Source organism: Burkholderia sp. Bp9015 (assembly GCF_003853505.1).
Taxonomy (GTDB): Bacteria; Pseudomonadota; Gammaproteobacteria; order Burkholderiales; family Burkholderiaceae; genus Burkholderia.
The window spans coordinates 20,475-45,826 of record NZ_QTPZ01000005.1 but is presented as its reverse complement, the minus strand read 5'-3'; the positions used below and the strand labels follow the sequence as shown (position 1 = coordinate 45,826).

The following is a 25,352-nucleotide window of genomic DNA, read 5'->3' as shown; positions in this document are numbered from 1 at the left end:
GCCAGCATGCCCGCCGCGGCCGCCATGGTAGTTGGAACCGGTTCCGGTCGATAGCGCAATAATGAAAACAGCTTCTTGCCAAAATCGAGATAATCAGCCGCGCGGCGGACGTCCCTGTACAGCGCGAGGCCGCGCGCCCGATAATCGGGCACCCGCCTTCCACCGGGAGTCTTCGGCATGCATCAATCGACCCTGCTGATCTTCGCCGCCGTCGCGTTCGTCGGGATCGCGACGCCCGGCCCGACCGTGCTGCTCGCACTGACCAACGGCTCGCGCTACGGCGCGCGCCGCGCGGCCTACGGCTTCGCCGGCGCGATGCTGTCCGACTTCGTGCTGATCGTCGCGGTCGCGCTCGGCCTCGGCGCGCTGCTGATGGCCTCGGCGTTCTGGTTCTCGGTGGTGAAATGGCTCGGCGCCGCCTATCTCGCGTACGTCGGCATCCGGCTGCTCACGTCGAAGGGCTCGCTCGACGTCGCCGTCGCGCATGGCGGCGCGGCGTACGAACGCAACGCGTCGATCTTCGCGAAGAGCTTCCTGACCGCGGTGACGAATCCGAAGGGCTATCTGTTCTTCTCCGCGTTCCTGCCGCAGTTCCTCGATCCGGCCGCCCCGCTGGCACCGCAATACGTTGCGCTCGCGGTCACGTTCGCGCTGCTCGACGGCGCCGTGATGTTCGGCTACGCGCTGCTCGGCGCGCGCGCTATGCGGCTGCTGAAGCGCTCGGGCGCGCTGTGGCTCGAACGCACGTGCGGCGCGATGCTGCTCGCGCTGGCGGGATCGCTCGCGCTGTATCGGCGGCATGCTGCGTAGGAGCATCGGCATGCGCGGTGCTTCGGGCGCTTCGGGCGCTTCGGGCGCTTCGAGCGCTTCAGGCGCGCCGTTCGCGCGGGTCGCATTACCCGCAACGTTCTCAACGGGCTCGCGATGAGAATCGACGTCCCGCCCCGCTCCGGTTTCCCCGGCCTGTCGCTGCGCCAGCTCGACCGCGCGGATCTCGACACGTGGTACGCATACCTGTCGAATCCCGACGTCGTCCGCCACACGAGCTGGAACCTGCATGCGCGCGACGATCTGCTGCCGCTGTTCGACGGCATCGAATCGGCTCATCCGGATTCGATCCGCCGCCTCGCGATCGTCGACGACGCGTCGGGCGCGCTCGCCGGGACCATCGGGCTGCATACGGTATCCACCGCGAACCGCTCGGCCGAGATCGCGTACGACCTCGCGCCGTCGCACTGGGGGCGCGGCATCGCGAGCGCGCTGTGCGCGAGCGTCACCGCATGGGCGTTCGCCGAAGGCGGCTTCATGCGGATCCAGGGCGTCGTGCTGACCAGCAATGCCGGCTCCGCGCGCGTGCTGCAGAAATGCGGCTACCGGTACGAAGGATTGCTGCGCGCATACCGGATGGTGCGCGGCATGCCGGGCGATTTCGCGCTGTACGCGCGCCTCGCGACCGACTGACGGGCCGACGCGACGCGCGACGCGCCGATCCGCACGCCGTCGACGCGAATGGACGACCCGCGGCGAATTCGCGACAATCGCCGTTCCCCGCCTCGACTCCTTCGCCATGAAAATCGCCGCGCTGTCCGACATCCACGGCAACCTCGCCGCGCTCGACGCGGTGCTCGACGACGTGCGCCGCCGCGGCGCCGACGTGATCGTCAACCTCGGCGACATCGTGTCGGGCGCGCTCCATCCTGCCGCAACGGCCGACCGCCTGATCGCGCTCGACCTGCCGACCATCAAGGGCAATCACGAACGGCAACTGCTGACCGGCGATCGCGACACGATGCGGCTGTCCGACCGCTGGGCGCACGACACGCTGCGCGACGACCATCGCGCATGGATCGCCGCGCTGCCCGAGCGCCTGACGCTCGGCGACGATGTACTGATGGTGCACGGCACGCCCGCCAGCGACCTCGTCTACTTCCTCGAAACGGTCACGCCCGACGGCTGCCGTGCGGCGACGCCCGATGAAATCGCGCAGCGCGCGGGCGACGAGACGGCCTCGCTGATTCTGTGCGGCCATACGCATGTGCCGCGCCTCGCGAAACTCGACGACGGCCGGCTGATCGTCAACCCGGGCAGTGTCGGGCTGCAAGCGTACGCGGACGATCTACCGCACCCGCACCGGATCGAAACGGGTTCGCCGCATGCGCGCTACGCGATGGTGTCGCGCACGCCGGCCGGCTGGCACGCCGAATTCCATGCGGTCGAATACGACTGGCATACGGCCGCCGCCACCGCGGCATCGCGCGGCCGCGACGACTGGACCGTCGCGCTGCGCACCGGCCGGTGCTGACGCATCGCCGCCTTCCATTCACCCGCTTCGTTCACCAGAAAGCCGATCCGTCATGCCCGTTCCGTCACAACTGCTGTTCCTGCCCGGCGCGTCGGGCAGCACCGCCTTCTGGCAACCGCTCGCGAGCCGCCTCGCGCATCCGGCCGAGCGTCGGATCGTCGGCTATCCGGGCTTCGGCGACACGCCGCGCGATCCGGCCGTCGACGACTTCGACGGTCTCGTGCGCCATGTGCTGAGCGCGATCGACCGGCCGACCGCCGTGATCGCGCAATCGATGGGCGGCGTGATCGCGATGCGCGCGGCACTCGAACGTGCACCGCTCGTCACGCACCTGGTGCTGACGGTCACGTCGGGCGGCCTCGACATGCAGGGGCTCGGCGCGCAGGACTGGCGCGCCGGCTTCGCGCAAGCGAACCCGCAATTGCCCGACTGGTTCCTGACGTTGCGCGCCGACCTGTCGCAGGGCATCGGCCGCATCGCGCAGCCGACGCTGCTGCTGTGGGGCGACGACGATCCGATCAGCCCGGTCGCGGCCGGCAAACGCCTGCTCGAACGGCTGCCCGATGCACGGCTGCACGTGGTGCCGGGCGGCCGGCACGATCTCGCGGCCGTGCATGCCGAAACGCTCGCGCCGCTCGTCGACGCGCATCTGCAGCGCGTGTGACGCAGCCCGCTTCGACCCAGAAGCCCGCGACGCGCTCGACGCCGCATCTCGGGGCGCCCCGTCAGGTCGCGTTCACCAGCGTCAACCGCGCTTCGAGTCCGCCGCCGTCCGGCCGGTTGCGCAACGTGAGCGTGCCGCCCATCGCGAGCGCAAGCTGCCGCGCGATCGCGAGGCCGAGCCCCGTGCCGCCCGTCTCGCGATTGCGCGACGTCTCCACGCGCCGGAACGGTTCGAACACCGCATCGAGCTGATCGTCCGGAATGCCCGGCCCGCGATCGAGCACCGCGATGACCGCGCCGCCGCCCGGCGCCGCCTGTACGTCGATCTCGGCCGCGCCCGCGAACTTCAGCGCGTTGTCGACGAGGTTGCCGACGATCCGGCGCAGCGCCTTCGGCCGCGTGACGAGCGCGAGCGGGCCGCCGCCATGCAGCGCGACGTCCTGCCCCGCATCCATGTAGTCGCACACGATGCTGTCGAGCAGCGCATCGAGATCGATGCGGCGCGCGGCCTCTTCCGTGCCGTGCAGCGTGCGCGCATACGCGACGCCTTCCTTCACCAGATGCTCCATCTCGAGCAGGTCCTGGCGCAGCTTCGCGCCCTGCGCGTCGTCGTCCATCACGTCGACGCGCAGCCGCATCCGCGTGATCGGCGTCTGCAGGTCGTGCGAGATCGACGCGAGGATCTGCATGCGCTCGGCCATGTACTGCGCGATGCGGTCCTGCATCGCGTTGAACGCCCTCGCGGCACGCGCGACTTCGGATGGCCCGTCCTCGTTCAGGCGTTCGCCCTTCAGATCGGGGCCGAGCGCGTCGGCCGCCTGCGCGAGCTGCTTCAGCGGCCGCGTCGCGAGCCGCACCGCGAGCCAGCAGCACCCGGCCAGCACCGCGAGCTGCAGCGCGAGCACGACGGGCAGCCAGCCCGACAGCGGCACCGTGGACATCGGGTGGATGTCGATCGTCAGTGGCGAGCCGTCGGTCAGGCGCAGATGCACCTGCAGATGCTCGCGATCGCCGGGGATCGCGTTCGCCGTCAGCGGATAGTCGCCGCCGATGCCGTCCGAGATCGAGCGCTCGACGCGCGCCGAGAGCCGCGCCTCCGGCGGCGTGCCCGTCTCGCCGGGCCCGAGGATGAACGCGTAGCTGCGCCGTGCGAGACGCGGCAGCCACGCGGCACGCTGGTCGGGCGGCAGGTGATCGAGCAGCGCGACCGAACTCGCGACCTCGCGTTCGATGTAGTCCATCATCAGGTTGGTGGTCGCCTGGTCGCGCTCGGTGACGGTGAGCCAGAACGACAGCGTCTGCGCGAGCGCGAGGCCCACGCACAGGATCAGCGCGAGCCGCGCGAACAGCGAGCGCGGCCAGTGCCACGGGGTGCGCGCGCTCATGCGTCGCCTTCGACCGCGGTCACCGCCGACGAGAACACGTAGCCCTCGTTGCGCAGCGTCTTGATGTAGCGCGGCTCGCGCGCGCCGTCGCGCAGGCGCTGGCGCAGCCGGCTCACGAGCAGGTCGATCGACCGGTCGAACGGATCGGACTGCCGGCCCTGCGTGAGGTTGAGCAACTGGTCGCGCGTCAGCACGCGCTGCGGATTGTCGAGGAACACGCGCAACAGCCGGTATTCGGCGCCGCTCAACGCGACCAGCGTGCCTTCGGCGTCGAGCAGGTGACGCCCCGTCGTGTCGAGCCGCCATTCGCCGAACGCGAGCATCGCGGCCGACTCCGTCACCTGCATGCCGGGCGGTAGCATGCGCGCGCGGCGCAGCACCGAGCGGATCCGCGCGAGCAGCTCGCGCACCGCGAACGGCTTTGCGAGATAGTCGTCGGCGCCCATCTCCAGACCGATGATGCGGTCGGTTTCCTCGCCACGCGCGGTCAGCATCAGCACCGGCACCGTCCGGAACTTGCCCGCGCGCAGATCGCGGCACAGCGTGAGGCCGTCCTCGCCGGGCATCATCAGGTCGAGCACGATCAGGTCGGGCGCGCCGTCGTCGAGCGCGTTGCGCATCTCGCGGCCGTTCGCGGCGAGCGACACGCGCATGCCGTTCTTCTCCAGGTAGTCCGCGATCAGTTCGCGGATCGCGCGATCGTCGTCGACGATCAGTACGTGGTCGATCTTGTCCATGGGCGGTGTCGTTGGCGTGATGTTCCGGCTGGCGATGTCCGCTTTTATACCCCACCGCGGGCACCCGTTTGTATCCCAATGTATCGCGCCGCCGTGACGACACACAACATTGCACACGCGCGGCTTGCCGGACACATCGCAGATACGTCGGCGCGGCCCAATGAGGGCTGTCGAAACCTGTCCGGCCGCCGCCCCCGCGCGGCGGCCGGCCGAACCGGAGAACCGCCATGCCGACCAGACTCAAGACCGCCGCCCTCGTGATCGCCCTCGCCGCCACGGCCGGGCTCGCCGCGTTCGCCGGCACCCGCGACGACGCGGGCATGCCCGCCTCGCTGGCCGGCACGCCGGCGCCCGACTTCACCGGCATCGAGCGCTGGCACAACAGCGCGCCGCTCAAGCTCGACCAGCTGCGCGGCAAGGTCGTGCTGGTCGATTTCTGGACGTACTCGTGCATCAACTGCATTCATACGATTCCGTACGTGAACGACTGGTACCGGAAGTATCGCGACCAGGGGCTCGTCGTGGTCGGCGTTCATACGCCCGAGTATCCGTTCGAACGCGATGCGAAGAACGTCGCCGATGCGGTCAAGCGCTTCGGCATCCAGTATCCGGTCGCGCAGGACAACCGTTACGACACGTGGCGCGCGTACGGCAACCAGTACTGGCCCGCGCTGTACCTGATCGACGCGAACGGCAAGGTCGTCTATACGCGGTATGGCGAGGGCGGGTATGACAAGACGGAAGCGGCGATTCGGGGGGCGCTGGCGCAGGCGGGGGAAGTGGCGAAGGGCGCGACGCGTACGCAGTAGCGTGCGCCGGCGGGGGCGCCACATGCGCCCCCGTGCGATTCACCGTGACTCACCTGCGCTTCGCGTCGGCTTCCGCCAGCATCGCCTCCCCGATCGCGAGATTCCCGTCCGCGATCAGCGCGTCGCCCGCGCCGCGAATATCGCCGACCGCCTTGTTCTGCCCGAGCTTGCGCTTGCCGACGAGCCGCGTGATCTCGATCTGCAGCCCGACGATCGACTGCAGCATCGTGTCGAGATAGTCCTTCGGCGCGTCGGCCATCTTCCACGGCGCCGGCTGCGACGCCTCGTGCGTGCGCGTCAGCCGCGCGACCACGCCGCGCACGAACTTCTCGTCGTCGCGCACGGTGATGCGGCCGTGCGCATGCACGACCACGTAGTTCCACGTCGGCACCTGCCGATGCGCGACGTGCTTGCTCGGGTACCAGTTCGGCGAGATGTACGCGTCGCCGGCGCGGAAGATCACGAGCACCTCGTCGCCGTCCGCGACGTCCTGCCAGACCGGATTCGCGCGCGCGACGTGCGCATGCAATTCGCCGAGGCCGCCGTCGCCCGGCAGCAGTTCGAACGGAAGGTGGTTCGCGTCGAGCCCGCTGTTCCCGCGCGTGACCAGGGTGCCGAACGGATGCTGGACGATCAGTTCGCGCAGCACGTCGGGACGGGATTCGGCGAAATCGGCGGGGACATACATGGCGGCTCCACGGTCGGACAGGGTTGGGAGGGAACGGGTCGGAACCGGCCCGTCATGCCCCGATTGTGATCGCTAACTGGTTTATGCTGTAGAGCCGGTTTAGAACATTTTCAGCAGACCAGAATCATGGCCAGGACCGCCCGGATCGTCGAAATCCCGTCGCTCGGCGCGCTCGAGCGCGCGGCAGGCGACCTGAGCCGCCAGCTCGCGCAGGCGCTGCGGGACGCGGTGCGCCGCGGCGACGTGCTGCCCGGCGACACGCTGCCGTCCACGCGGCTGCTGGCGGCATCGCTCCAGGTCGCGCGCGGCACCGTCGTCGACGCGTATGCGCAACTCGTCGCCGAAGGCTTTCTGGAGTCGCGCGGCGGCGCCGGCACGCGGGTCGCGAACGCGCTGGCCGAGCCGTCGCCGCCGGCTGGCGCACCGCCCGCCGCCCGCCAGCGCGCCGCCCATGCCGGCCTGCCCGAACCGGCCGCGACGTTTGCGCGGATCGCCCGCGAATTCCGTCCGCTGCCGGCCGCGCCGTTCGCGATCTCGGTGCCGGTCGGGCTCACCGCGCCCGACGAGATCTGGCGCCGGCTCGGCAACCGCCTGCGCGCCCGCGGCGCCGGCGCGCCGTCAGGTTATGCGGATCCGCAAGGCGCGCTGCCGCTGCGCGAAGCGATCGCCGATTACGTGCGCCGCTCGCGCTCGGTGCGCTGCAGCGCCGAGCAGGTCGTCATCACGAGCGGCACGCAACAGGGCCTACACCTCGCGAGCCAGATCCTGCTCGGCCCGAACGATCGCGCGTGGGTCGAGAATCCCGCCTATCGCGGCATCACCGCGCTGCTCGAGAGCACCGGGCGGCGCGACGCGATGGTCCGCGTGCCGGTCGACGCGGACGGCATCGACGTCGAGGCCGGCATCCGTCTCGCGCCGGACGCGCGCGCGGCGTTCGTCACGCCGTCGCACCAGTATCCGCTCGGGATGCCGATGAGCATGGCGCGCCGCAACGCGCTGCTCGGCTGGGCGCGCGCACATCGCGCATGGGTGGTCGAGGACGACTACGACAGCGAGCTGCGCTACGAAGGCTATCCGTTCCCGTCGCTGCAAGGCCTGGATCCGGAACACGTGATCTATCTCGGCACGTTCAGCAAGATCCTGTTCCCGTCGCTGCGGCTCGGCTACGTGATCGCGCCCGCCGAGCTCGTGCCCGCGTTCTGCGGCGCGCGCGTGCTGATGGATCGCCACGCGCCGACCGCCGATCAGCACGTGCTCGCCGCCTTCATCGCGGAAGGCCATCTCGACCGCCACATCCGCCGCGTGCGCGGCGTCTACGCGGAACAGCGCGCGCTGCTGATCGACACGCTCGGCGCGCGGCTGCCGCGCGAGCGCGCCTGGGTGCAGCCGGGCGATCAGGGGATGCACGTCGTGCTGTGGCTCGCGGAGGGGATCGACGATCTCGACGTGGTGGCGCGCGCCGCGCAGGCGGGCGTGGCCGTGCGCGCGGTGTCGCCGATGTTCGCGCCGGGCACCGCGCGTCCGGGCCTCGTGCTCGGCTTCGGCGGGTTCGATCGCGCACGGATGGAAGCGGCCGCGCAGCGGCTCGCGGACGTGGTCGGCGAAGCCGCCGGCGTCGATTCGTCGGATGAATTGCGGCGGCGCACGCGACCAAAGGTTGTCCGCGGGCAACAAACGTAATCGTCTGTAACGCCTGCAGGAAAACCGGCGTTTTGGCCACAGGTGACGCTGCGCGGTTTGCTAGGATCGCGCCTTTTCCGCTCGCGCTCCTGCCGCCGTGAATCGCTTCGTGCCGTATCTTCGAGATCTGTGGCTTCGCTGCCGTACCGGCGCCCGCGCGCTCGGCGCCGGCGCGTGGCATCGCCTGCGCCATCCGACGCGCCGCGGCGTCGCGCTGACGCTCGCCGCGATCCCCGTGCTCGGCCTGCTGGTCCTGCTCGCGTTCGTGCCGTTCACGCCGAGCATCGGCGACATCCGCAAGGCGCGCATCGACCGTCCGGCGCGCGTGCTGTCGGCCGACGGCCAGCTGATCGCCGAGTTCCGGCCCGTGAACCGCGAATGGGTGCCGCTCAAGCAGATCTCGCCGCACATGGTCGATGCGCTGATCGCGACCGAGGACCACCGCTTCTACGCACATCACGGCATCGACTGGCGCCGCACGCTCGCGGCGGGGCTACATACATTCTCGGGCAGCCGCCAGGGCGGCTCGACGATCACGCAGCAGCTCGCCCGCAACCTGTATCCGGACGAAGTCGGCCGCGCGCCGACGCTCACGCGCAAGGTGAAGGAGCTGATCACCGCGTTCAAGATCGAGGCGGTGTACAGCAAGGACGAGATTCTCGAGACTTACCTGAACACCGTGCCGTTCCTGTACAACGCGTACGGCGTCGAAATGGCCGCGCGCACCTATTTCGGCAAATCGGCGGACCAGCTCGACATCGTCGAAAGCGCGACGCTCGTCGGGATGCTGAAGGGCAACAGCTACTACAACCCGGTGCTGAATCCGGAGCGCGCGGTCCAGCGCCGCAACATCGTGCTCGCGCGGATGGCGGCCATGGGCATGCTGTCGCCGCGGCAGCTCGCGCAGTTGCAGCGCCGGCCGCTGCGCGTCGACTTCGAGCCGCAAACCGCGCAACCCGGCCCCGCCCCGCACTTCGCGGTGCAGCTGCGCAAGTGGCTGATCGCCTGGGCCGACCGCAACAACTACGACCTCTACTCGGACGGCCTCGTCGTGCGCACGACGCTCGATGCGCAGCTGCAGGACATGGCGACGCAAGCGCTGACGCAGCAAACCGATCGCCTGCAGGCGATCGCCGATGACGCGTGGCACAACCCGTCCGGCTGCGGGCTGCGCAATGACCTGTTCCGCGGCTTCATCCGGCAGACGCCCGACTATCGCGACGCGCGCGCCGCCGGGCTCGCCGACGCGGCGGCGCTGAAGCAGCTCGGCGCGAATCGCGCGTTCGTGCGCGCGTTGTGCGAGCGCAAGACGCAGGTACAGGCCGGCTTCGTCGCGCTCGATCCGCGCAACGGCGCGATTCGCGCGTGGGTCGGCAGCCCCGATTTCGGCAACGAGCCGTTCGATCACGTCGTGCAGGCGCGGCGCCAGCCGGGCTCGACGTTCAAGCCGTTCGTCTATGGCGCCGCGTTCGCGGACGGCATGCGGCCGGACGATACGTTCGTCGATCGCCCGGTGGCGATTCCGATCGGCGCGCACGCGGTGTGGCGCCCGACCGATGCCGAACCGCCGACGGACGCGCCGATGACGCTGCGCGACGCGCTCGCCCTGTCGCGCAATCGCATCACCGCGCAGGTGATGCAGCGCGAAGGCGCGGCCAGGGTCGCACAGCTCGCACGTGCGATGGGCGTGCGCGAAAGCCCGCTCGACGCGGTGCCGTCGCTCGCGCTCGGTACGAGCCCCGTCACGCTGAAGGAAATGGTGTCCGCGTACGGGACGATCGCGAACCGCGGCGTGTACGTCGCGCCGCAGATGATCACGCGCATCGAGGATCGCGACGGCAAGGTGCTCGCCGCGTTCGGCAGCGCGCCGCCCGAACGCGCGATGCCGGTGGCCGCGGCACAGACGCTGGTCGACGTGATGCGCGGCGTCGTCGATTACGGGACCGGTGCCGACATCCGCTCGCGCTACGGGATTCGCATCGACGTCGCGGGCAAGACCGGCACGACGCAGGACAACACGGACGGCTGGTTCATCCTGATGCATCCGCAACTGGTGGCCGGCGCGTGGGTCGGCTTCGACGACGGCAACGTGACGCTGCGCAGCGACTATTGGGGCGCGGGCGCGCACAGCGCGCTGCCGATCGTCGGCTCGTTCTACGATGCGGCGCTGCGTGCGCGTGCGATCGACCCGCATGTGCAGTTCTCGCCCGACTTCCGGCCGCGCAGCGCGCCGGCGCCGGCACCGAGGCGGCGTCCGCATCCGGGCCTGTTCGACTGGCTGAAGATTTTCCGCTGAGTGCGGCACGACTAAGACGCTTCGTCCACCTGGACGAAGCGATCCCGGCCCGCACCGCGCATCATCGACGCAGCCCGTCCATCGATGCCGGAGGCCGCATGACCCACAGCGCTGTCCAAATCGCGAACCTGCTGTACCGGTACGCGGAGCTGCTCGACGCCGGCGACCTGCCGGGGATGGCCGCGCTGTTCCGGCATGCGCAGATCAAGGTCGAGGAAGCGGCGCCGACGATCAGCGCCGATGAATTGCTCGCGCTGTTCGACGCGCGCGTGAAGCGCTACGCGTGCGGCACGCCGCGCACGAAGCATGTAATCACGAATCCGCTCATCGAGATCGACGAAGCCGCGCATCGCGCGACGGCTCGCTCGTACTACACGGTGCTGCAGGCCGTCGACGGCCTTGCGCTGCAGCCGATCGCGGCGGGCCGCTATCACGACGCGTTCGAGCGCGTCGACGGCGCATGGCGTTTCGCGTTCCGCGACTACACGCTGTTCGATTTCGCGGGCGACCTGCGTCGCCACCTGAACGATGCGCCGGCCGCTTGACGCGCCGGCCGGCGAACACGGCCGGCAACGCGCTCAGGCCGCCGCGAGCGTCGCGGCCAGTGCGTCGAACTGCGGCGCCCACGCCGCGCGGCCTTCGTCGCGCCGGCGGACCGGCTGTCGTCAGTCCGCCGTGTCGCCGCTCTTCGGCAGCTTCGACCATGCGTTGCGTCCCGGCGCCGGCGACCATGCCGGACGTGTCTTGCGCGCGCTGTCGATCACGACCAGGTAGCGCCCGGCGATCGGCGTGACGTCGCGATCGCGGCGCAGCACCCACAACGACTTGCCGTCCTCGACGCGCGCCTCGTAGTCGTCGTCGAGGATGCCGTGCTGGTCCAGGAACGCATTCAGCGAAGCAGGAATCCGCACGCAGCCTTTCGAGTGCCGGATGCCGAGCAGCGGTTCGAGGCGATCGGGATCGGTCGCGTGCATCTGGAAGCGCATCGGCGACTTGCCGCCCTTGCCCCAGCCGCGCTCGCCGTCCACCCAGCCGAAGTCGTAGATGCGCATGTCGCGCTTGCCGTAGCCGCGAATACCGTTGTCGTTCGTCGTGCCTTCCGCGCGGAAGTCCATGTTGTCGGGCGAGTGGTGGAACACGCCGAGCGGCGTCAGGAAGTGATCGTATTTGCCGGGCCAGCCGGTGCCGACCGGCGACGCGCCGATCATCAGCCACGCATTGGTCGGCGTCGCGCGGAAGTAGATGAACAGCGCCTGCACGTTCGGCGCGCGGTCGACGATCGCGACGTATTCGCCGGCCAGGTCGCCGAGGTCCGCATCGGCGAGCGCCTGCTGAAGGCGGACGCCATACGCGCGCTGCTCGCTCGCGGGCACGTTCAGGCGTCGCGTGACTTCCTGCGTGAAGCGCTTGCGCATGTCGATCGCACGCGCGGTTGCGCTCTTCGCTTCGTCGGCCGACAGCGGCGGGTGCCGGCGCGGCGGCGTCGGTGCGGGTGCTTCGGCCTCGCTTGCCGGCGTGCCGGATGCTGCCGATGCAGGCGACGCTGCCGATGCCGCGGATGCTGCCGATGCGGCGGAAGCCGGGGATGCCCCGCTGGCGGGCGACGCATGATGCGCGGCGGATGCCGCGGATGACGGAGCGACTCCGGACGACACATGCGCCGGCGAAGCCGGATGCGCGGCCGAAGCCGTGGATGACGACGCGACGCCCGACGACACATGCGCCGGCGAAGCCGAACGCGCGGCCGAAGCCGCGGATGACGACGCGACGCCCGACGACACATGCGCCGGCGAAGCCGAATGCGCGGCCGAAGCCGTTGATGAGGATGACGTAGCAGTTGCCGACGGCACGTCGGACGCGGCAAAGGCGGGCCGCGCGACAAGCACGGAGATCGGGAGAACGGCCGCGAGCCACACATGGGTGGCGACCGCGAGAGTACGGCAACGCGGCTTGTACAACCGCCGCGTCAGGTCGGAGAGCATCATGCGATCGAAACCATCGGCCGAACCGGCCGCCGCACGTTGCGAACGGCGCATCTCCCGCGCGAGCCATCGACACGCCGGCCGCACGCATGTGCCCGGCGCCGACGCCTCTTCGCGGTGGAGTCGTTCGCAGTACAACGCGTTCGGTCCAATGGCGGCTAATGAGTCGTCAGGTCTTTCATTCTACCCGCGCGGACACGAATCGGCAGGGCCGCTTCCCCGGTTTCGCCGCGGTTTTGCGCTTCGTCACACTTTGTTTCAACTCATTGCCGCTTGATGCGCCGCTGCACGGCAGGTTGCTTCGCCGGGCGTGTCCGGCAATACAAAACCGAAACGCCCGGAAATTCACTCGCATGCTGCATACGACACGCGAGCGCGCAACCCCCGTCTACTTCGAAATGGTTTCGAGCGCGATGCCCCTGGTACGCGGCCCCATGAACCCGATCGCGGCCATCACGATCACCATCGCGCCGGCGATGAACGCGAACACGCCGAACGTGCCGAAACCCTTCAGCACGGCCGCGATCACGAACGACGAGAAGATCGCCGAGAAGCGGCTCCACGAGTAGACGAAGCCCACCGCGCGCGCGCGGATCGACGTCGGGAACAGCTCGGCCTGATACGCGTGGAAGCTGTACGACATGATGTTGCTCGCGAGCGTGAGGCCGATGCCGAGCACGATCAGGAACGCGCCCACCGTCGTCTGGCTGAACAGCAGCCCGCAGACGACGATCGCCGCCGCCATCGCGACGATCACCGACTTGCGCTCGAAGCGGTCGGCGATCACGAGGCCGATCAGCGGGCCGAGCGGCGCCGCGAGCGCGATCACGCTCGAATACATGAGACTCGACGTGATCGTGATGCCCTGCTTGATCAGCAGCGTCGGCACCCAGTTCGCGAAGCCGTAGAAGCCGACCGTCTGGAACACGTTGAAGATCGTCATCATGATCGTGCGGCTGCGATACGGCGGCACCCACATGTCGCGGAAGCTGCCGCGCGGCGGCACCGGCTCGGCCGGCGCGGGCGGCGGCAGCGGCCGGCCGTATTCGGCTTCGACCTTCGCCTCGAGCGCGCGCATGATGCGGTCGGCTTCGTCGACGCGGCCCTGCTGCGCGAGCCAGCGCGGGCTTTCCGGCAATTCGCGGCGAATCCACCACACGAACAGCGCGCCGTGCGCGCCGATCAGCACGACCCAGCGCCAGCCGTCGAGGCCGAACGGTGCGTGCGGCACGAGCAGGTACGCGAGGAACGCGACCACCGGCACCGCGACGAACCCGACCGCCTGCTCGCACGCGAACGCGCGGCCGCGGATCTGCTTCGGCACGAGTTCGGAGATGTACGTGCCGATCGTCACCATCTCGACGCCGAGCCCTAGGCCGACGACGAAACGCCAGAAGTTCAGCCCGCCTGCCGTGTCCTGGAACGCCATCACGACGTTGGCGGCCGTGTACCACAGCAGCGACCACGTGAAGATCGCGCGGCGGCCGAAGCGGTCCGCGAGGAAGCCGCATGCGATCGTGCCGATGAAGAGGCCGGAGAACAGCGCGGCGATGAAACTCGCGACGCCCGTGGTGCCGAACAGGCCGTGCGTCGTCGCGGACAGGATCCCGCTTTTCACGAGGCCCGGCGCAACGTAGCCGCTGTACAGCAGATCGTAGAGTTCGAAGAAGAAGCCGAGGCTCAGCAGCACGACGAGCTTCCAGACGCTGCGGGTCGGCGGCAGGCGGTCGAGGCGGGCTGAAATCGAGCCGGCGTCGATGGAAGAGGACGAGGTGGCTGCCTGGGGAAAGCTGTCCGTTGAGACCATCTGGGTCGTGTCTCCTGATCGTGTCGTGTGTTGTTGTCCGGCGGCCGATCGGCCCGGCCGCCGTCGGGCGATTCGTCGCATTGTACCGGCACGCCGCGCGCGCCGCGTCGCGTGGCGAACCGGTTCCGACACCCCACTTTCGCGCCGGACCATGTGTAACTTGCGTAACCGTCTGTCGAATCCGTAAGGTTCGAAGGCATCGCGATCGTCTGCCACTCGCGCGCATCCGAAACCGGCACGGCCCCGTCTGCAAGGGGCTGCCGGGCCGTCGCGCGCTCGCGCCGGCACCGCGAGACACGCCAGGCAACGTGCGCAACCGGCAGCGCCGCCGCCGCCACGCCCCGGTAACATGCTACCGGGCCAACTCCCGGCTTCCGGGCGCCTTTCGGCACCCGGCATTGTCGGCAAAACGTAAGCATTCCATGTTCATACAACGACTCTCCACGTACGCACGCCGGATCGCGCTGTTCGCACTGCTGCAGTTCGCGGCGATCGCGACCGCGTCGGCGTTTCCGACGGCTGCGTCCGCACCGGGCGCGAGCGGCGTCGGCGTCCCCGTGCCGACCATTTCGCTGAACGACGCGGTTGCGCGGCTCAAGCAGATGCAGGTGCAACAGGACCGCATCAAGCAGCAGACATCGAACGCGACCAACAGCAAGGAGCTCGACGAGCTCGGCGACGCGACCCAGGAACTGAGCGCCGACGTCGACAAGCTGCAGAGCCAGCTCGCGCCGCAGCGCACGCAAGTCCAGGCGCAGCTCGACGTCCTCGGCCCGCCGCCGGCGCCGGGCGCATCGCCCGAAACACCTGCCGTCGAACAGCAGCGGGAGACGCTGAACGCGCGCAAGGCGCAGATCGACGCGGCGCTGAAACAGGCCGCCGACCAGAAGACCAACCTCGCGAACCTGAACGACCAGTTCGCGAAGCTGCACCGCAGCCTGCTGAAGAACCAGCTCGCGTTCCGTTCGGGCAGCATCTTCGGCGCGCAGTTCTGGCTGCCGCTGTTCCACCTGTCGCCGGACGACGTCCAGCGGCTCGAGGACTTCAACGACGAACTGCGCGACATGCTGCGCTCGTCCTGGACACCCGGCCAGCGCGCCATCACCACGCTGCTGCTGATCGCCGCGCTCGCTGCCTGGCTCGGCGGCCGCCGCGTCGTCGAACGCGGGCTCGCGTGGTTCTGCCTGAACCGCCTGCCGCCCACCCGGCTGCGCCGCAGCGCGCTGGCGCTGGCGACGGCGTTCTCGACACTGCTCGCGACCGCGGTCGCCGTACAGATCCTCTATCTCGCGCTCGCCCGCCACTCCGAACTCACGTCTTCGATGACCGATCTGTGGGACCAGTTCGCGAAGCTCGCCGTGACCTGCGCGCTGATCGCCGGCCTCGGCCGCGCGCTGCTCTGCACGAAGCATCCGTCATGGCGGCTGCCGGCGCTCGCCGATCCCGTCGCGCTCGCGATGAAGCCGTTCCCCGGCGTGCTGGCCGCGCTGCTGCTGATGTCCGGCACGCTCGAGTCGATCAACCGGATCGTCGATACCAGCCTGTCCGTCACGCTGTTCGGCCGCGGCATCGTCTCGCTCGTCGTCGCGCTGACCGTCGGCGCGTCGATCCTGCGCGCGAATCGCGTCCGCACCGCGCTGGCGGCATCCGGCGAGGCGCCCGAGCAACGCTCGACGCTCGCCGGGCTGATTCACGCCGGCGTCACGCTGGCGATCGTCGTGTCGCTGGTCGCGCTGCTGATCGGCTACATCACGGTCGCGCGCTTCATCACGTACGAGCTCGTCTGGTTCGAGATCGTGGTGTGCAGCGTCTACATCCTGACGCAGCTGACGCGCGACGCGAGCGAAAGCCTGTTCTCCGCGAACCTGTCGACCGGCAAGCAGATCAAGCACCTGTTCGCGCTCGACGACCGGCATCTCGACCAGGCCCACACCGTCGTGTCCGGCCTCGGCACGAGCCTGCTGATGCTGATCGCGGCGATCGCGCTGCTGACGGGCGGCTTCGGCACGACGCCGAGCGACCTGCTCGACAGCGCGGTCGCGATGATCGGCGGCCAGCGGCTGCAGAGCCTGAACATCATGCCCGACCGGATCCTCAACGCGGTGATCGGGTTCGCGATCGGCTTCTACCTGCTGCGCTCGGTGCGCCGCTGGCTCGACGGCGAGTTCATGCCGGCGCTCGGCATGGACGCGGGGATGCGCGTGTCGCTGATCACGCTGTTCACCAACGTCGGCTACGTGCTGCTCGTGCTGATGACGCTGGGGCTGCTCGGCGTCAGGTGGAGCAACCTCGCGTGGATCGTCAGCGCGCTGTCGGTCGGTATCGGTTTCGGCCTGCAGGAGATCGTGAAGAACTTCGTGTCGGGGCTGATCCTGCTGACCGAGCGGCCGGTGAAGGTGGGCGACATGGTCAGCATCGCGGGCGTCGAAGGCGACATCCGCCGCATCAACGTGCGCGCGACCGAGATCCAGCTCAGCGACCGCTCGACCGTCATCGTGCCGAACTCGCAACTGATCTCGCAGAACGTGCGCAACGTGACGATGGGCAACAGCACGCAGGGCGTCGCGACGCTGATGCTCACGTTCCCGCTGAACACCGACCCCGAGCAGGTGCGCGACCTGCTGCTCGACGCGTATCGCGAGCACCCGGCGATTCTCGACAAGCCGGCGCCGTCGGTCACGTTCAGCCAGCTCGCGCCGGACGGGATCACGCTGAGCGTCACGGGCTACGTGGCGAGCCCGCGGATCGCCAGCTCGACGAAGAGCGACCTGCTGTTCGAGATCCTCAAGCAGTTGCGGGCGGCGCAGATCACGCTGTCGACGCCGCAGATGCTGGTCGTGCAGAACATGCCGGCAAGCGACGCTTCCGCCCCGCACGAGTAAGCGATCGAGCGGGCATGCGCCGATCGGGCATCGGCGCGCACGCATCGCCGCAAGCGACAAGGGCCGGTTACCGCTTTCGCGGCAACCGGCCCTTGTCATTCGATCGATTCGACCGTCGCGGCGCCCTCCCGGACGCGCTCCGTCAGACGTCGAACTTCACGCCCTGCGCCAGCGGCAACTGACGGCTGTAGTTGATCGTGTTCGTCGCCCGGCGCATATACGCCTTCCACGCATCCGAACCCGACTCGCGGCCGCCGCCCGTTTCCTTCTCGCCGCCGAACGCGCCGCCGATCTCCGCGCCGCTCGTGCCGATGTTCACGTTGACGATCCCGCAGTCGCTGCCCGCTGCCGACATGAACTGCTCGGCCTCGCGCATGTCGTTCGTGAAGATCGCCGACGACAGGCCTTGCGGCACCGCGTTGTGCAGTTCGATCGCATCGTCGAAGTTGTCGTAGACCATCACGTACAGGATCGGCGCGAACGTCTCGCGCTCGACCACGGCCGATTGCTTCGGCATCCGTACGATGGCCGGGCGCACGTAGTACGCATCCGCGTGACCGACGTCGACGCGCTCGCCGCCCTTCACCTCGCCGCCCTGCTCGCGTGCGTCGCCCAGCGCCTTCTGCATCGCATCGAACGACGCGCGATCGACCAGCGGGCCGACCAGCGTGCCTTCTTCAAGCGGGTTGCCGACCTTCACCGACGCGTAGGCCTTCTCGATGCGCGGCAGCAATTGCTCGACCAGGCTGCGATGCACGATCAGGCGGCGCAGCGTCGTGCAGCGCTGGCCGGCCGTGCCGACCGCCGCGAACGTAACTGCACGCACGACGAGATCCAGATCCGCGCTCGGCGCGACGATCATCCCGTTGTTGCCGCCGAGTTCGAGGATGCCGCGCGCGAGACGCTGGCTCAGCACCTTCGCGACTTCCTGGCCCATCCGCACGCTGCCCGTCGCGCTGACGACCGGCACCTTCTTCGACGCCGTCAGCACCTCGCCGACATCGCGCATGCCGAGCACCAGCTGGCTCAGCTCCGCCGGCGCGACACCCGGATGCGTCTTGTCGAATTCGCGGATCGCCTTCTGGAGCAGCACGTGGCACGCGATTGCCGTGAGTGGCGTCTTCTCGGACGGCTTCCACACGACCGAATCGCCGCACACGAACGCCAGCGCGGCATTCCACGCCCACACCGCGACCGGGAAGTTGAACGCCGAGATCACGCCGCACACGCCGATCGGGTGCCACGTTTCCATCATCCGGTGGCCCGGGCGCTCGGACGCGATCGTCAGGCCGTAAAGCTGGCGCGACAGGCCGACCGCGAAATCGCAGATGTCGATCATTTCCTGCACTTCGCCAAGGCCTTCCGACGTGATCTTGCCGGCCTCGAGCGTGACGAGGCGGCCGAGCTCGGCCTTGTGCTCGCGCAGCACGTTGCCGAACACGCGCACGAGCTCGCCGCGCACCGGCGCCGGCACCGTGCGCCACTTGAGGAATGCGTCGTGCGCGGCGTCGATCTTGCGCTCGGCGTCGGCGGGCGAGTCGACCGCCAGCGTCGCGAGCGTCGCGCCGTCGAGCGGCGAACGCGCGGTCAGCGCATTGCCTTTCCACTGGGCGAGATCGATGTCGAGCGCAGCAAGAATGTCGTTGAATTGCATCACTTCCTCTTCAGGGACAGATTGATCGGTGCGGCGGCGACGCCGCCCGCGTGATTCGATTGGAGCGCGTTCGTGCGCCCTGTGCAAGCGGATGCGCAGCTCGGCAGGCCCGGTGCGCCGCACGGCGCATCGCGCAGCGCCGCCGCCGGAAACCCGGCCGGGCGGCGCGCCCCCGCCTCGCGAGGCACGATCCATGAGACACATTGTCGATGGCCACAAGTCCGGCCGCTATTGATATTAACTCACGACTTCATTCCCAAAACGCAACAACCCAGCGGGACGAATCCGCCCGCTTCGGCACCGGCATGGGACGTATCCAAGGCCGATGGCCGGGCCGCCGGGGCGGTTTCGATGCGCGGCAAGTTGATGACAAAGTTGCATCACCCTGTGCGGAAATATCGTTTGCGGCGCTTGCGGCCGGCACCCACAATCGGGGCGGCGTCGAGGTGCACCGCACCCGGAGCGCCGACGGCCGCCCAACGGGCGGCCGACGACAGACGAAGGCAACACGCGTCGCGGCCCGGCGGTCCCGGTCGATCCGGACCAGCCCCGCGAAGCAGCGCCGCCGCCCGGCCGGCGGCCGGCAACGCGCCGCCCTTCGTAACCAAAAAACAATCCCGGAGACAGCGCCCAGCACCCGCCATGCATTCAGATGCCCGCCCCGACTCGCCCCGTCCGTCCGGCTCGCCGCCCGCGCAGCCGTCCCTCCACCGCAGCCTGCAGGCGCGCCATCTGCGGATGATCGCGATCGGCGGCTCGATCGGCACCGGCCTGTTCGTCGCGTCCGGCGCGTCGATCTCGCAGGCCGGCCCCGGCGGCGCGCTGGTCGCGTACATGCTGATCGGCCTGATGGTCTATTTCCTGATGACGAGCCTCGGCGAAATGGCCGCGTTCATGCCGGTGTCGGGCTCGTTCGCGACCTACGGCGCGAAATTCGTCGACGAAGGCTTCGGCTTCGCACTCGGCTGGAACTACTGGTACAGCTGGGCCGTGACGCTCGCGGTGGAACTCGTCGCCGCGCAGCTCGTGATGCACTACTGGTTCCCGCACGTGCCGGGCGTCTGGTGGAGCGCGATCTTCCTCACCTTGATCTTCGCGCTCAACGCGCTGTCGGTGCGCGGCTTCGGCGAAGCCGAATACTGGTTCGCGCTGATCAAGGTGCTGACGGTGCTCGCGTTCGTCGGCGTCGGCCTGCTGATGATCTTCGGGATCATGCAGGGCGGCCCGAGCGCGGGCTGGGGCAACTTCACGATCGGCGACGCGCCGTTCGCGGGCGGGTGGGCCACGATGCTCGGCGTCGCGATGATCGCGGGCTTCTCGTTCCAGGGCACCGAAATGATCGGCGTCGCGGCCGGCGAATCGGAGAACCCGCGCACGACGATCCCGCGCGCGGTCAGCCAGATCTTCTGGCGCATCCTGCTCTTCTACGTGTTCGCGATCTTCGTGATCGGCGTGCTGATTCCGTACACCGACCCGAGCCTGCTGAAGAGCGACGTGACCGACGTCGGCGTGAGCCCGTTTACGCTCGTGTTCCGCCACGCGGGCCTCGCGTTCGCGGCCGGCGTGATGAACGCGGTGATCCTGACGGCCGTGCTGTCGGCCGGCAACTCGGGCATGTACGCGTCGACCCGGATGCTCTACAACCTCGCGGTCGAGGGCCGCGCGCCGAAGCTGTTCGCGAAGCTGTCGCCGGGCGGCGTGCCGCGCAACGCGCTGTACGCGACGACCGCCGTCGGCGCGCTGTGCTTCCTCACGTCGCTGTATGGCGATAAGACCGTCTACCTGTGGCTGCTGAACACGTCGGGCATGGCCGGCTTCATCACCTGGCTCGGCATCGCGGTCAGCCACTACCGGTTCCGCAAGGGCTTCCTGAAGCAGGGCTACCGGCTCGACCAGCTGCCGTACCGGTCGAAGTGGTTCCCGTTCGGGCCGCTGTTCGCGTTCGCGCTGTGCGCGATCGTCGCGCTCGGCCAGGACTACCAGGCGTTCCTCGCCGACAGGATCGACTGGGCCGGCATCGCCGCGACCTACATCGGCCTGCCGTTCTTCCTCGCGATCTGGCTCGGCTACGCGCTGGTGCGCAAATGCCGCCTCGTCCGCTACGAGGACATGGAGATCGCGCCGTGGATCGAGCGCAACGCGGCGCCCGACGCCACGGTCAAGACCGACGCCGGTTATCCGGCCTACATCGCCGCTCCGGTCAACCCGACGCCGGGCGCATGATGCCCGGCCGCGCGCCAGCCGCCGCCCGACCGCGGCGGCCGGTGCGCTGAACACCCCATTCGACGCGGCGCGCGCGTTCAGGCAAGATCGACGCGCGCCGTCCGTTTTTCCGTCGTCACGAGTCATCGAAAACGCATGCAGAACTTCTACGAAGCCACCGTTACCCGCCAGCCCTACCCGCAACTGACCGGCACGATCGACACGCAGGTCTGCATCGTCGGCGGCGGCCTCGCCGGCCTGTGCACGGCGCTCGGCCTCGTCGAGCGCGGCGTGCGGGATGTCGTCGTGCTCGACGGCGAACGGGTCGGCTTCGGCGCGTCCGGCCGCAACGGCGGCTTCGTGTTCGGCGGCTACAGCCTCGACAACGCGGACCTGCTGCGCACGCTCGGCCGCGACGAAGGCCGCCGCCTGTACCGGCTCACCGTCGATGCGGTCGACCTGATCCGCGCGCGGATTGCCCGCTACGGCATCGACTGCGACATCGTCGACGAGGGCGTGATGCTCGCCAACTGGTTCGACGATCCGTCGCGGCTCGATGGCGTGCGCACGCTGATGAAGCAGGAATTCGACGTCGACTGGGAACCGGTTGCGACCGACGCGCTGCGCGCGCGGCTGAAGACGCAGCGCTATTACGGCGGCCTGTTCGAGCCGAACGCGTTCCACTTCCATCCGCTCAAGTACGTGCTCGGCGTCGCGGCGGCCGCCTCGCGCGGCGGCGCACGCGTGTACGAACGCTCGGCCGCGCTCGGCATCGCGCGCGAGGGCGCCGGCTACGTCGTGCGCACGGCGCAGGGCACGGTGCGCGCGAAGGACGTCGTGTTCGCCGGCGGCGGCTATGCGCGCGGCGTGTCGCCGCGCATCGAGCGCGCGGTGCTGCCGATCGCGACCTACGTGATCGCGACCGAGCCGCTCGGCACGCGGCTGCCGGACGCGATCGACGCGCCGTACGCGATCTACGACACGCGTTTCGCGTTCGACTACTACCGGCCGCTGAAGGACACGCGGATTCTGTGGGGCGGCCGGATCTCGGTGCTCGACCGCGGCCCCGACGCGATCGCGCGGCTGCTGCGGCGCGACCTGCTGCGCGTGTATCCGCAGCTCGACGGCGTGAAGGTCGAGTATGCATGGGGCGGGCTGATGAGCTACGCGCGGCACAAGATGCCGCAGATCGGCCGCGACGCGGACGGCGTGTGGCACGCGATCGCATTCGGCGGTCACGGGATGGCGCCCACCACCGTCGCCGGCGAAGCGCTCGCCGCCGCGCTGGCCGGGGAGCAGCCGGTGCCGGAAGGCTTCGCCGCGTTCGGGCTCACGCGCACGTTCGGGCTCGCCGGCCTCGCGGCCGCGCAGCTCACGTACACCGCGTACCAGGCCCGCGACGCGCTCGCGTCGTGCCGGCGCTGAGCGGCGACGGCCGCCGAAACCGCGCGGCCGATTAGAGCAGAAGGTCGGCCGGGCGGCGATTTCCCGCATGCTAGAATGATTTCTTCATGCCGCCGCGAACCCACAACAAAGTCACATGAAAGCTGGAAGCAAGGCCGCCACGTCCGAAAGCCGCGCGCTTGCGACCGATGCGCGGCGCAAATACGATCCCGAGCAAACCAAGCGCAACATCCTCGACGTCGCCACGCAGGAGTTTTCCGCGATGGGCCTCGCCGGCGCGCGCGTCGACGCGATCGCCGAGCGTACCAACACGACGAAGCGGATGCTCTACTACTACTTCGAAAGCAAGGAAGGCCTGTACGAGGCCGTGCTGGAGAAGGTGTACGGCGACATCCGCGCGCTCGAGCAGGAACTGCACGTCGGCGACATGGAGCCGCGCGAAGGCATGCGCCGGCTCGTCGAATTCACGTTCGACTATCACGACAAGCATCGCGACTTCGTCCGCCTCGTGTCGATCGAGAACATCCACGGCGCGAAGTATCTCGAACAGCTGAAGTCGTTCAAGAACCGCAACGTCAGCATCATCAAGACGCTCGAGGAACTGCTCGAGCGCGGCGCGGCGAGCGGCGCGTTCCGCAAGGACATCGACGCGTTCGACCTGCATCTGCTGATCAGCTCGTTCTGCTTCCACCGCGTGTCGAACCGCTATACGTTCGGCGCCGCGTTCGGCCGCGATCCGTCGGCGCCGCGGCTGCGCGCGCGGCATCGCGAGACGATCGCCGATTCCGTGCTGCGCTACGTCGCCGCGTAAGCGCATCGCGCGGTTTCATCCGAAGGCCGGCGACGAGCGCTGAACCCGCCGCCCGGCCCTCTCCCGACTGACACTACGACGCTTGCAACCGGCATGAGCCGGATTCACGCGGCGCGTTCCTTCAAGCCGCTCAGGCCGCTCAGGCCGCCTCAGGCCGAACTTCCGCCTCGTGCCAGTCCGTCGGCGCCGACGCCAATGCGATCCGCGCCTTCTCTTCCGGGCTGCCCGCCACGTAATACTTCTTCGCCCAGCTCGAATCCGGTGCGAGCGCGAGGTGCCGATGCGCACCGGCGCCCTGCCGTTGCGACTCGATCGACAGCGCCCGCGCGCGGTAGTGCTCGTAGAGCCGCAGGAATTCCGCGAGATAGATCGCCGCGATCCGCGCGTCGCGAATCTCCAGCAGGTTCTCGTCGTTGTACTGCTCGGAATTGCGGCTCATGTTCGCCGAACCCGTATAGACGATCGGGTTCGCGCCTTCCGCATCGATCACGATGAACTTGTGGTGGATCACGACCGGCGGATAGGCCGGCGCCGGCTCGCCCGGAAAGAGGCGCAGTTCCGGCTCGAAACCCTGCGGCACCGTCGCCGGTGAAAAATACGCGGCGTCGATCACGTCGCGATGATCGCGCCGGCGATGGTAAAGCTCGAGGTTCGCGAGCGTCGCCGCATCGAGCGGCCGGCCGTCGTGCTGCGCGGCATCGGCCTGCGTCGCGCTGCCGGCGTTGATGCGGTTCACCAGGCCGAACATCATCAGGCCGCGGTCGCCGGCGGCAAAGCATGCGTCGCGCAGCGCCGCGTCGGTCGGCATGAACAGGCAGAACGACACCGAATGCTGCGCGGCCGCGATCGCGGCGACGATCGTATCGATCTCGGTGCGCTGCCCCGCCGGCTCCGGCGAAAACGCGACACGCACCTGCGCGCTGCCGATCGTCAGCGGCTCGGACCAGCCCGGCGACAACCTCGCCGTCTCCGCGATCGGCGGATTCGCGGCCAGCGCCTGCGCACGCGCGTTGTACAGCGCCGCGAGCGCCGGCGAATCGAATGCGTGCAGCACGTTCGCCTGCTCAGTCAGCCCTTCGGTCGTGAAGTTCGCGGAACCGGTCAGCACACGCGCGGGCGTCGGCGCAGTCGCCCCGTTCGCCGGTGCGTCGGTCACGATGAACTTGTCGTGCATGATGTGCGTCCTGTCGCGCGGCGCGCGCGTCGCGAGGCCCTGCAGCGCGTCGACGGCCGGCTGGTTCGGCGACGGCAGCGGCGGCTTGCCCTTGCGGGCGGTCACGTGCGCGTCGTAGACGATCGCAAGCGACGCTTCGCCGTGCTGCCGTCCGAACGCCTCGAATGCGGGCAACGCCCACAGCGTGTCCGTCAGGTGATAGACGGCCGAGACCGCGCGCGACGCGGGGTCGAGCATCTCCGCGAACACCTGTTCCATGTCGTTCGCGAGCCACGTGCGCAGCTTCAACGCCTGGTCCGCGCTCGGCGCCGCATTCGGCGCAAGACCCAGCGCCGCGACCTGCTTCGCGAACGCCTGCGAACTGACCACCGCGCGATTGAACCACGTGCCGACGCCGTCCACGATGTGCGCGGGCAGCACGACATCGCACACGCCGGCCTGCGCATCGAGCACCTTCAGGTTCTCCGGCGTGCCGACGACCGGATAGACGTCATAGCGGAACGACGCATCGCGATCCTGCGGATCGATGCGCGCGTCCCACCACATGAATTTCTGGATCGGTGCCTGGTCGGTCGGCGCGTCGCCCTGCGTGCCGGCGGCCGGGCCGTCGAACGTGAGCCGGTTCGGCAGCCAGCTGTTCGGCGCGCGCGTCTTGCCGTCGGCCGACCAGAAGCCCGGCGTGCGCCGGATCGCGAAGCCGAGGAAGTCGGTGCGCGAGGCCGCGTCGGGCCAGTCGAAAGCGAGGAGAGCCAGGGTCGGGGAAAGATAGCTGCGTACGCTGACGGTCATTCTTTGCTCCTGCCGCGGCGGCCGGTCGAAAGGAATGAGTCAGTGTCGAAGGCGCATCTTCCCGTGCGATGACCGTTCGATGAACCT

At 69.2% G+C, this 25,352-nt stretch carries 19 protein-coding genes; 12 read left to right on the top strand and 7 right to left on the bottom strand.

The genetic code is table 11. The features are described 5' to 3' along the window. Positions 1-177 precede the first annotated feature (177 nt). The 4 genes from DIE12_RS07595 to DIE12_RS07580 all read left to right on the top strand — a co-directional run bounded on the left by DIE12_RS07595 (position 178) and on the right by DIE12_RS07580 (position 2,966). Complete coding sequence (locus DIE12_RS07595) at positions 178-810, top strand: LysE family translocator (protein WP_124488673.1); 633 nt, start codon at positions 178-180, stop codon at positions 808-810. A gap of 114 nt (positions 811-924) precedes the next feature. Then, positions 925-1,461: a GNAT family N-acetyltransferase gene (locus DIE12_RS07590; RefSeq protein WP_124488674.1), complete on the top strand. Its 537-nt coding sequence runs from the start codon at positions 925-927 to the stop codon at positions 1,459-1,461. Between the two features lie 106 nt (positions 1,462-1,567). Beyond that, positions 1,568-2,302: a metallophosphoesterase gene (locus DIE12_RS07585; RefSeq protein WP_124488675.1), complete on the top strand. Its 735-nt coding sequence runs from the start codon at positions 1,568-1,570 to the stop codon at positions 2,300-2,302. A 52-nt stretch (positions 2,303-2,354) separates the two neighbouring features. Further along, positions 2,355-2,966, top strand: a complete 612-nt coding sequence (locus DIE12_RS07580) for an alpha/beta fold hydrolase (protein ID WP_044847427.1) — start codon at positions 2,355-2,357, stop codon at positions 2,964-2,966. A 61-nt stretch (positions 2,967-3,027) separates the two neighbouring features. Here DIE12_RS07580 and DIE12_RS07575 read toward each other — a convergent pair whose 3' ends face one another. Further along, positions 3,028-4,350 carry an ATP-binding protein gene (locus tag DIE12_RS07575; RefSeq protein ID WP_124488676.1) on the bottom strand — a complete coding sequence of 441 codons (1,323 nt, stop codon included), beginning with the start codon at positions 4,348-4,350 and terminating at the stop codon, positions 3,028-3,030. After that, the gene (locus tag DIE12_RS07570; protein ID WP_044847429.1) at positions 4,347-5,087 is read right to left on the bottom strand and encodes a response regulator; all 741 of its coding nucleotides are present in this window, start codon (positions 5,085-5,087) and stop codon (positions 4,347-4,349) included. Before DIE12_RS07570 ends, DIE12_RS07575 begins: the two co-directional genes overlap by 4 nt. Positions 5,088-5,314: 227 nt before the next feature. On the opposite strand from DIE12_RS07570, the gene DIE12_RS07560 reads away from it, so the two are divergent. Next, on the top strand, positions 5,315-5,896 hold the full coding sequence (locus DIE12_RS07560; protein WP_124488678.1) for a thioredoxin family protein: 582 nt from the start codon (positions 5,315-5,317) through the stop codon (positions 5,894-5,896). 49 nt (positions 5,897-5,945) lie between these two features. Here DIE12_RS07560 and DIE12_RS07555 read toward each other — a convergent pair whose 3' ends face one another. Then, positions 5,946-6,584: an FMN-binding negative transcriptional regulator gene (locus DIE12_RS07555; protein ID WP_124488679.1), complete on the bottom strand. Its 639-nt coding sequence runs from the start codon at positions 6,582-6,584 to the stop codon at positions 5,946-5,948. 126 nt (positions 6,585-6,710) lie between these two features. Here DIE12_RS07555 and DIE12_RS07550 point away from each other — a divergent pair, with 126 nt between their 5' ends. From DIE12_RS07550 to DIE12_RS07540, 3 genes are all read left to right on the top strand, one after another. Next, positions 6,711-8,264 carry a PLP-dependent aminotransferase family protein gene (locus DIE12_RS07550; RefSeq protein WP_124488680.1) on the top strand — a complete coding sequence of 518 codons (1,554 nt, stop codon included), beginning with the start codon at positions 6,711-6,713 and terminating at the stop codon, positions 8,262-8,264. 97 nt (positions 8,265-8,361) lie between these two features. Further along, entirely contained in the window at positions 8,362-10,560 is a 2,199-nt protein-coding gene (locus DIE12_RS07545; RefSeq protein WP_124488681.1) for a penicillin-binding protein 1A, read from the top strand. Between the two features lie 98 nt (positions 10,561-10,658). Then, complete coding sequence (locus tag DIE12_RS07540; RefSeq protein ID WP_124488682.1) at positions 10,659-11,105, top strand: nuclear transport factor 2 family protein; 447 nt, start codon at positions 10,659-10,661, stop codon at positions 11,103-11,105. A 120-nt stretch (positions 11,106-11,225) separates the two neighbouring features. Here the strand turns inward: DIE12_RS07540 and DIE12_RS07535 are convergent, their stop codons facing one another. Continuing rightward, entirely contained in the window at positions 11,226-12,596 is a 1,371-nt protein-coding gene (locus tag DIE12_RS07535; RefSeq protein WP_185641005.1) for a hypothetical protein, read from the bottom strand. Between the two features lie 334 nt (positions 12,597-12,930). Next, the gene (locus DIE12_RS07530; RefSeq protein WP_124488683.1) at positions 12,931-14,349 is read right to left on the bottom strand and encodes an MFS transporter; all 1,419 of its coding nucleotides are present in this window, start codon (positions 14,347-14,349) and stop codon (positions 12,931-12,933) included. A 422-nt stretch (positions 14,350-14,771) separates the two neighbouring features. On the opposite strand from DIE12_RS07530, the gene DIE12_RS07525 reads away from it, so the two are divergent. Further along, a complete protein-coding gene (locus DIE12_RS07525) occupies positions 14,772-17,231 on the top strand; it encodes a DUF3772 domain-containing protein (RefSeq protein ID WP_124488684.1) in 2,460 nt (819 codons plus the stop codon). A 142-nt stretch (positions 17,232-17,373) separates the two neighbouring features. On the opposite strand, the gene DIE12_RS07520 is transcribed toward DIE12_RS07525, so the two are convergent. Next, a complete protein-coding gene (locus DIE12_RS07520; protein ID WP_044848776.1) occupies positions 17,374-18,885 on the bottom strand; it encodes an aldehyde dehydrogenase family protein in 1,512 nt (503 codons plus the stop codon). A 642-nt stretch (positions 18,886-19,527) separates the two neighbouring features. On the opposite strand from DIE12_RS07520, the gene DIE12_RS07515 reads away from it, so the two are divergent. From DIE12_RS07515 to DIE12_RS07505, 3 genes are all read left to right on the top strand, one after another. After that, a complete protein-coding gene (locus tag DIE12_RS07515) occupies positions 19,528-21,108 on the top strand; it encodes an amino acid permease (RefSeq protein ID WP_124488685.1) in 1,581 nt (526 codons plus the stop codon). A gap of 135 nt (positions 21,109-21,243) precedes the next feature. Beyond that, complete coding sequence (locus DIE12_RS07510) at positions 21,244-22,512, top strand: FAD-binding oxidoreductase (protein WP_124488686.1); 1,269 nt, start codon at positions 21,244-21,246, stop codon at positions 22,510-22,512. A 115-nt stretch (positions 22,513-22,627) separates the two neighbouring features. Next, positions 22,628-23,302: a TetR family transcriptional regulator gene (locus DIE12_RS07505; protein ID WP_044848780.1), complete on the top strand. Its 675-nt coding sequence runs from the start codon at positions 22,628-22,630 to the stop codon at positions 23,300-23,302. A 139-nt stretch (positions 23,303-23,441) separates the two neighbouring features. Here the strand turns inward: DIE12_RS07505 and DIE12_RS07500 are convergent, their stop codons facing one another. Beyond that, entirely contained in the window at positions 23,442-25,265 is a 1,824-nt protein-coding gene (locus DIE12_RS07500) for a phospholipase D-like domain-containing protein (protein ID WP_124488687.1), read from the bottom strand. Between the last annotated feature and the right edge of the window lie 87 nt (positions 25,266-25,352).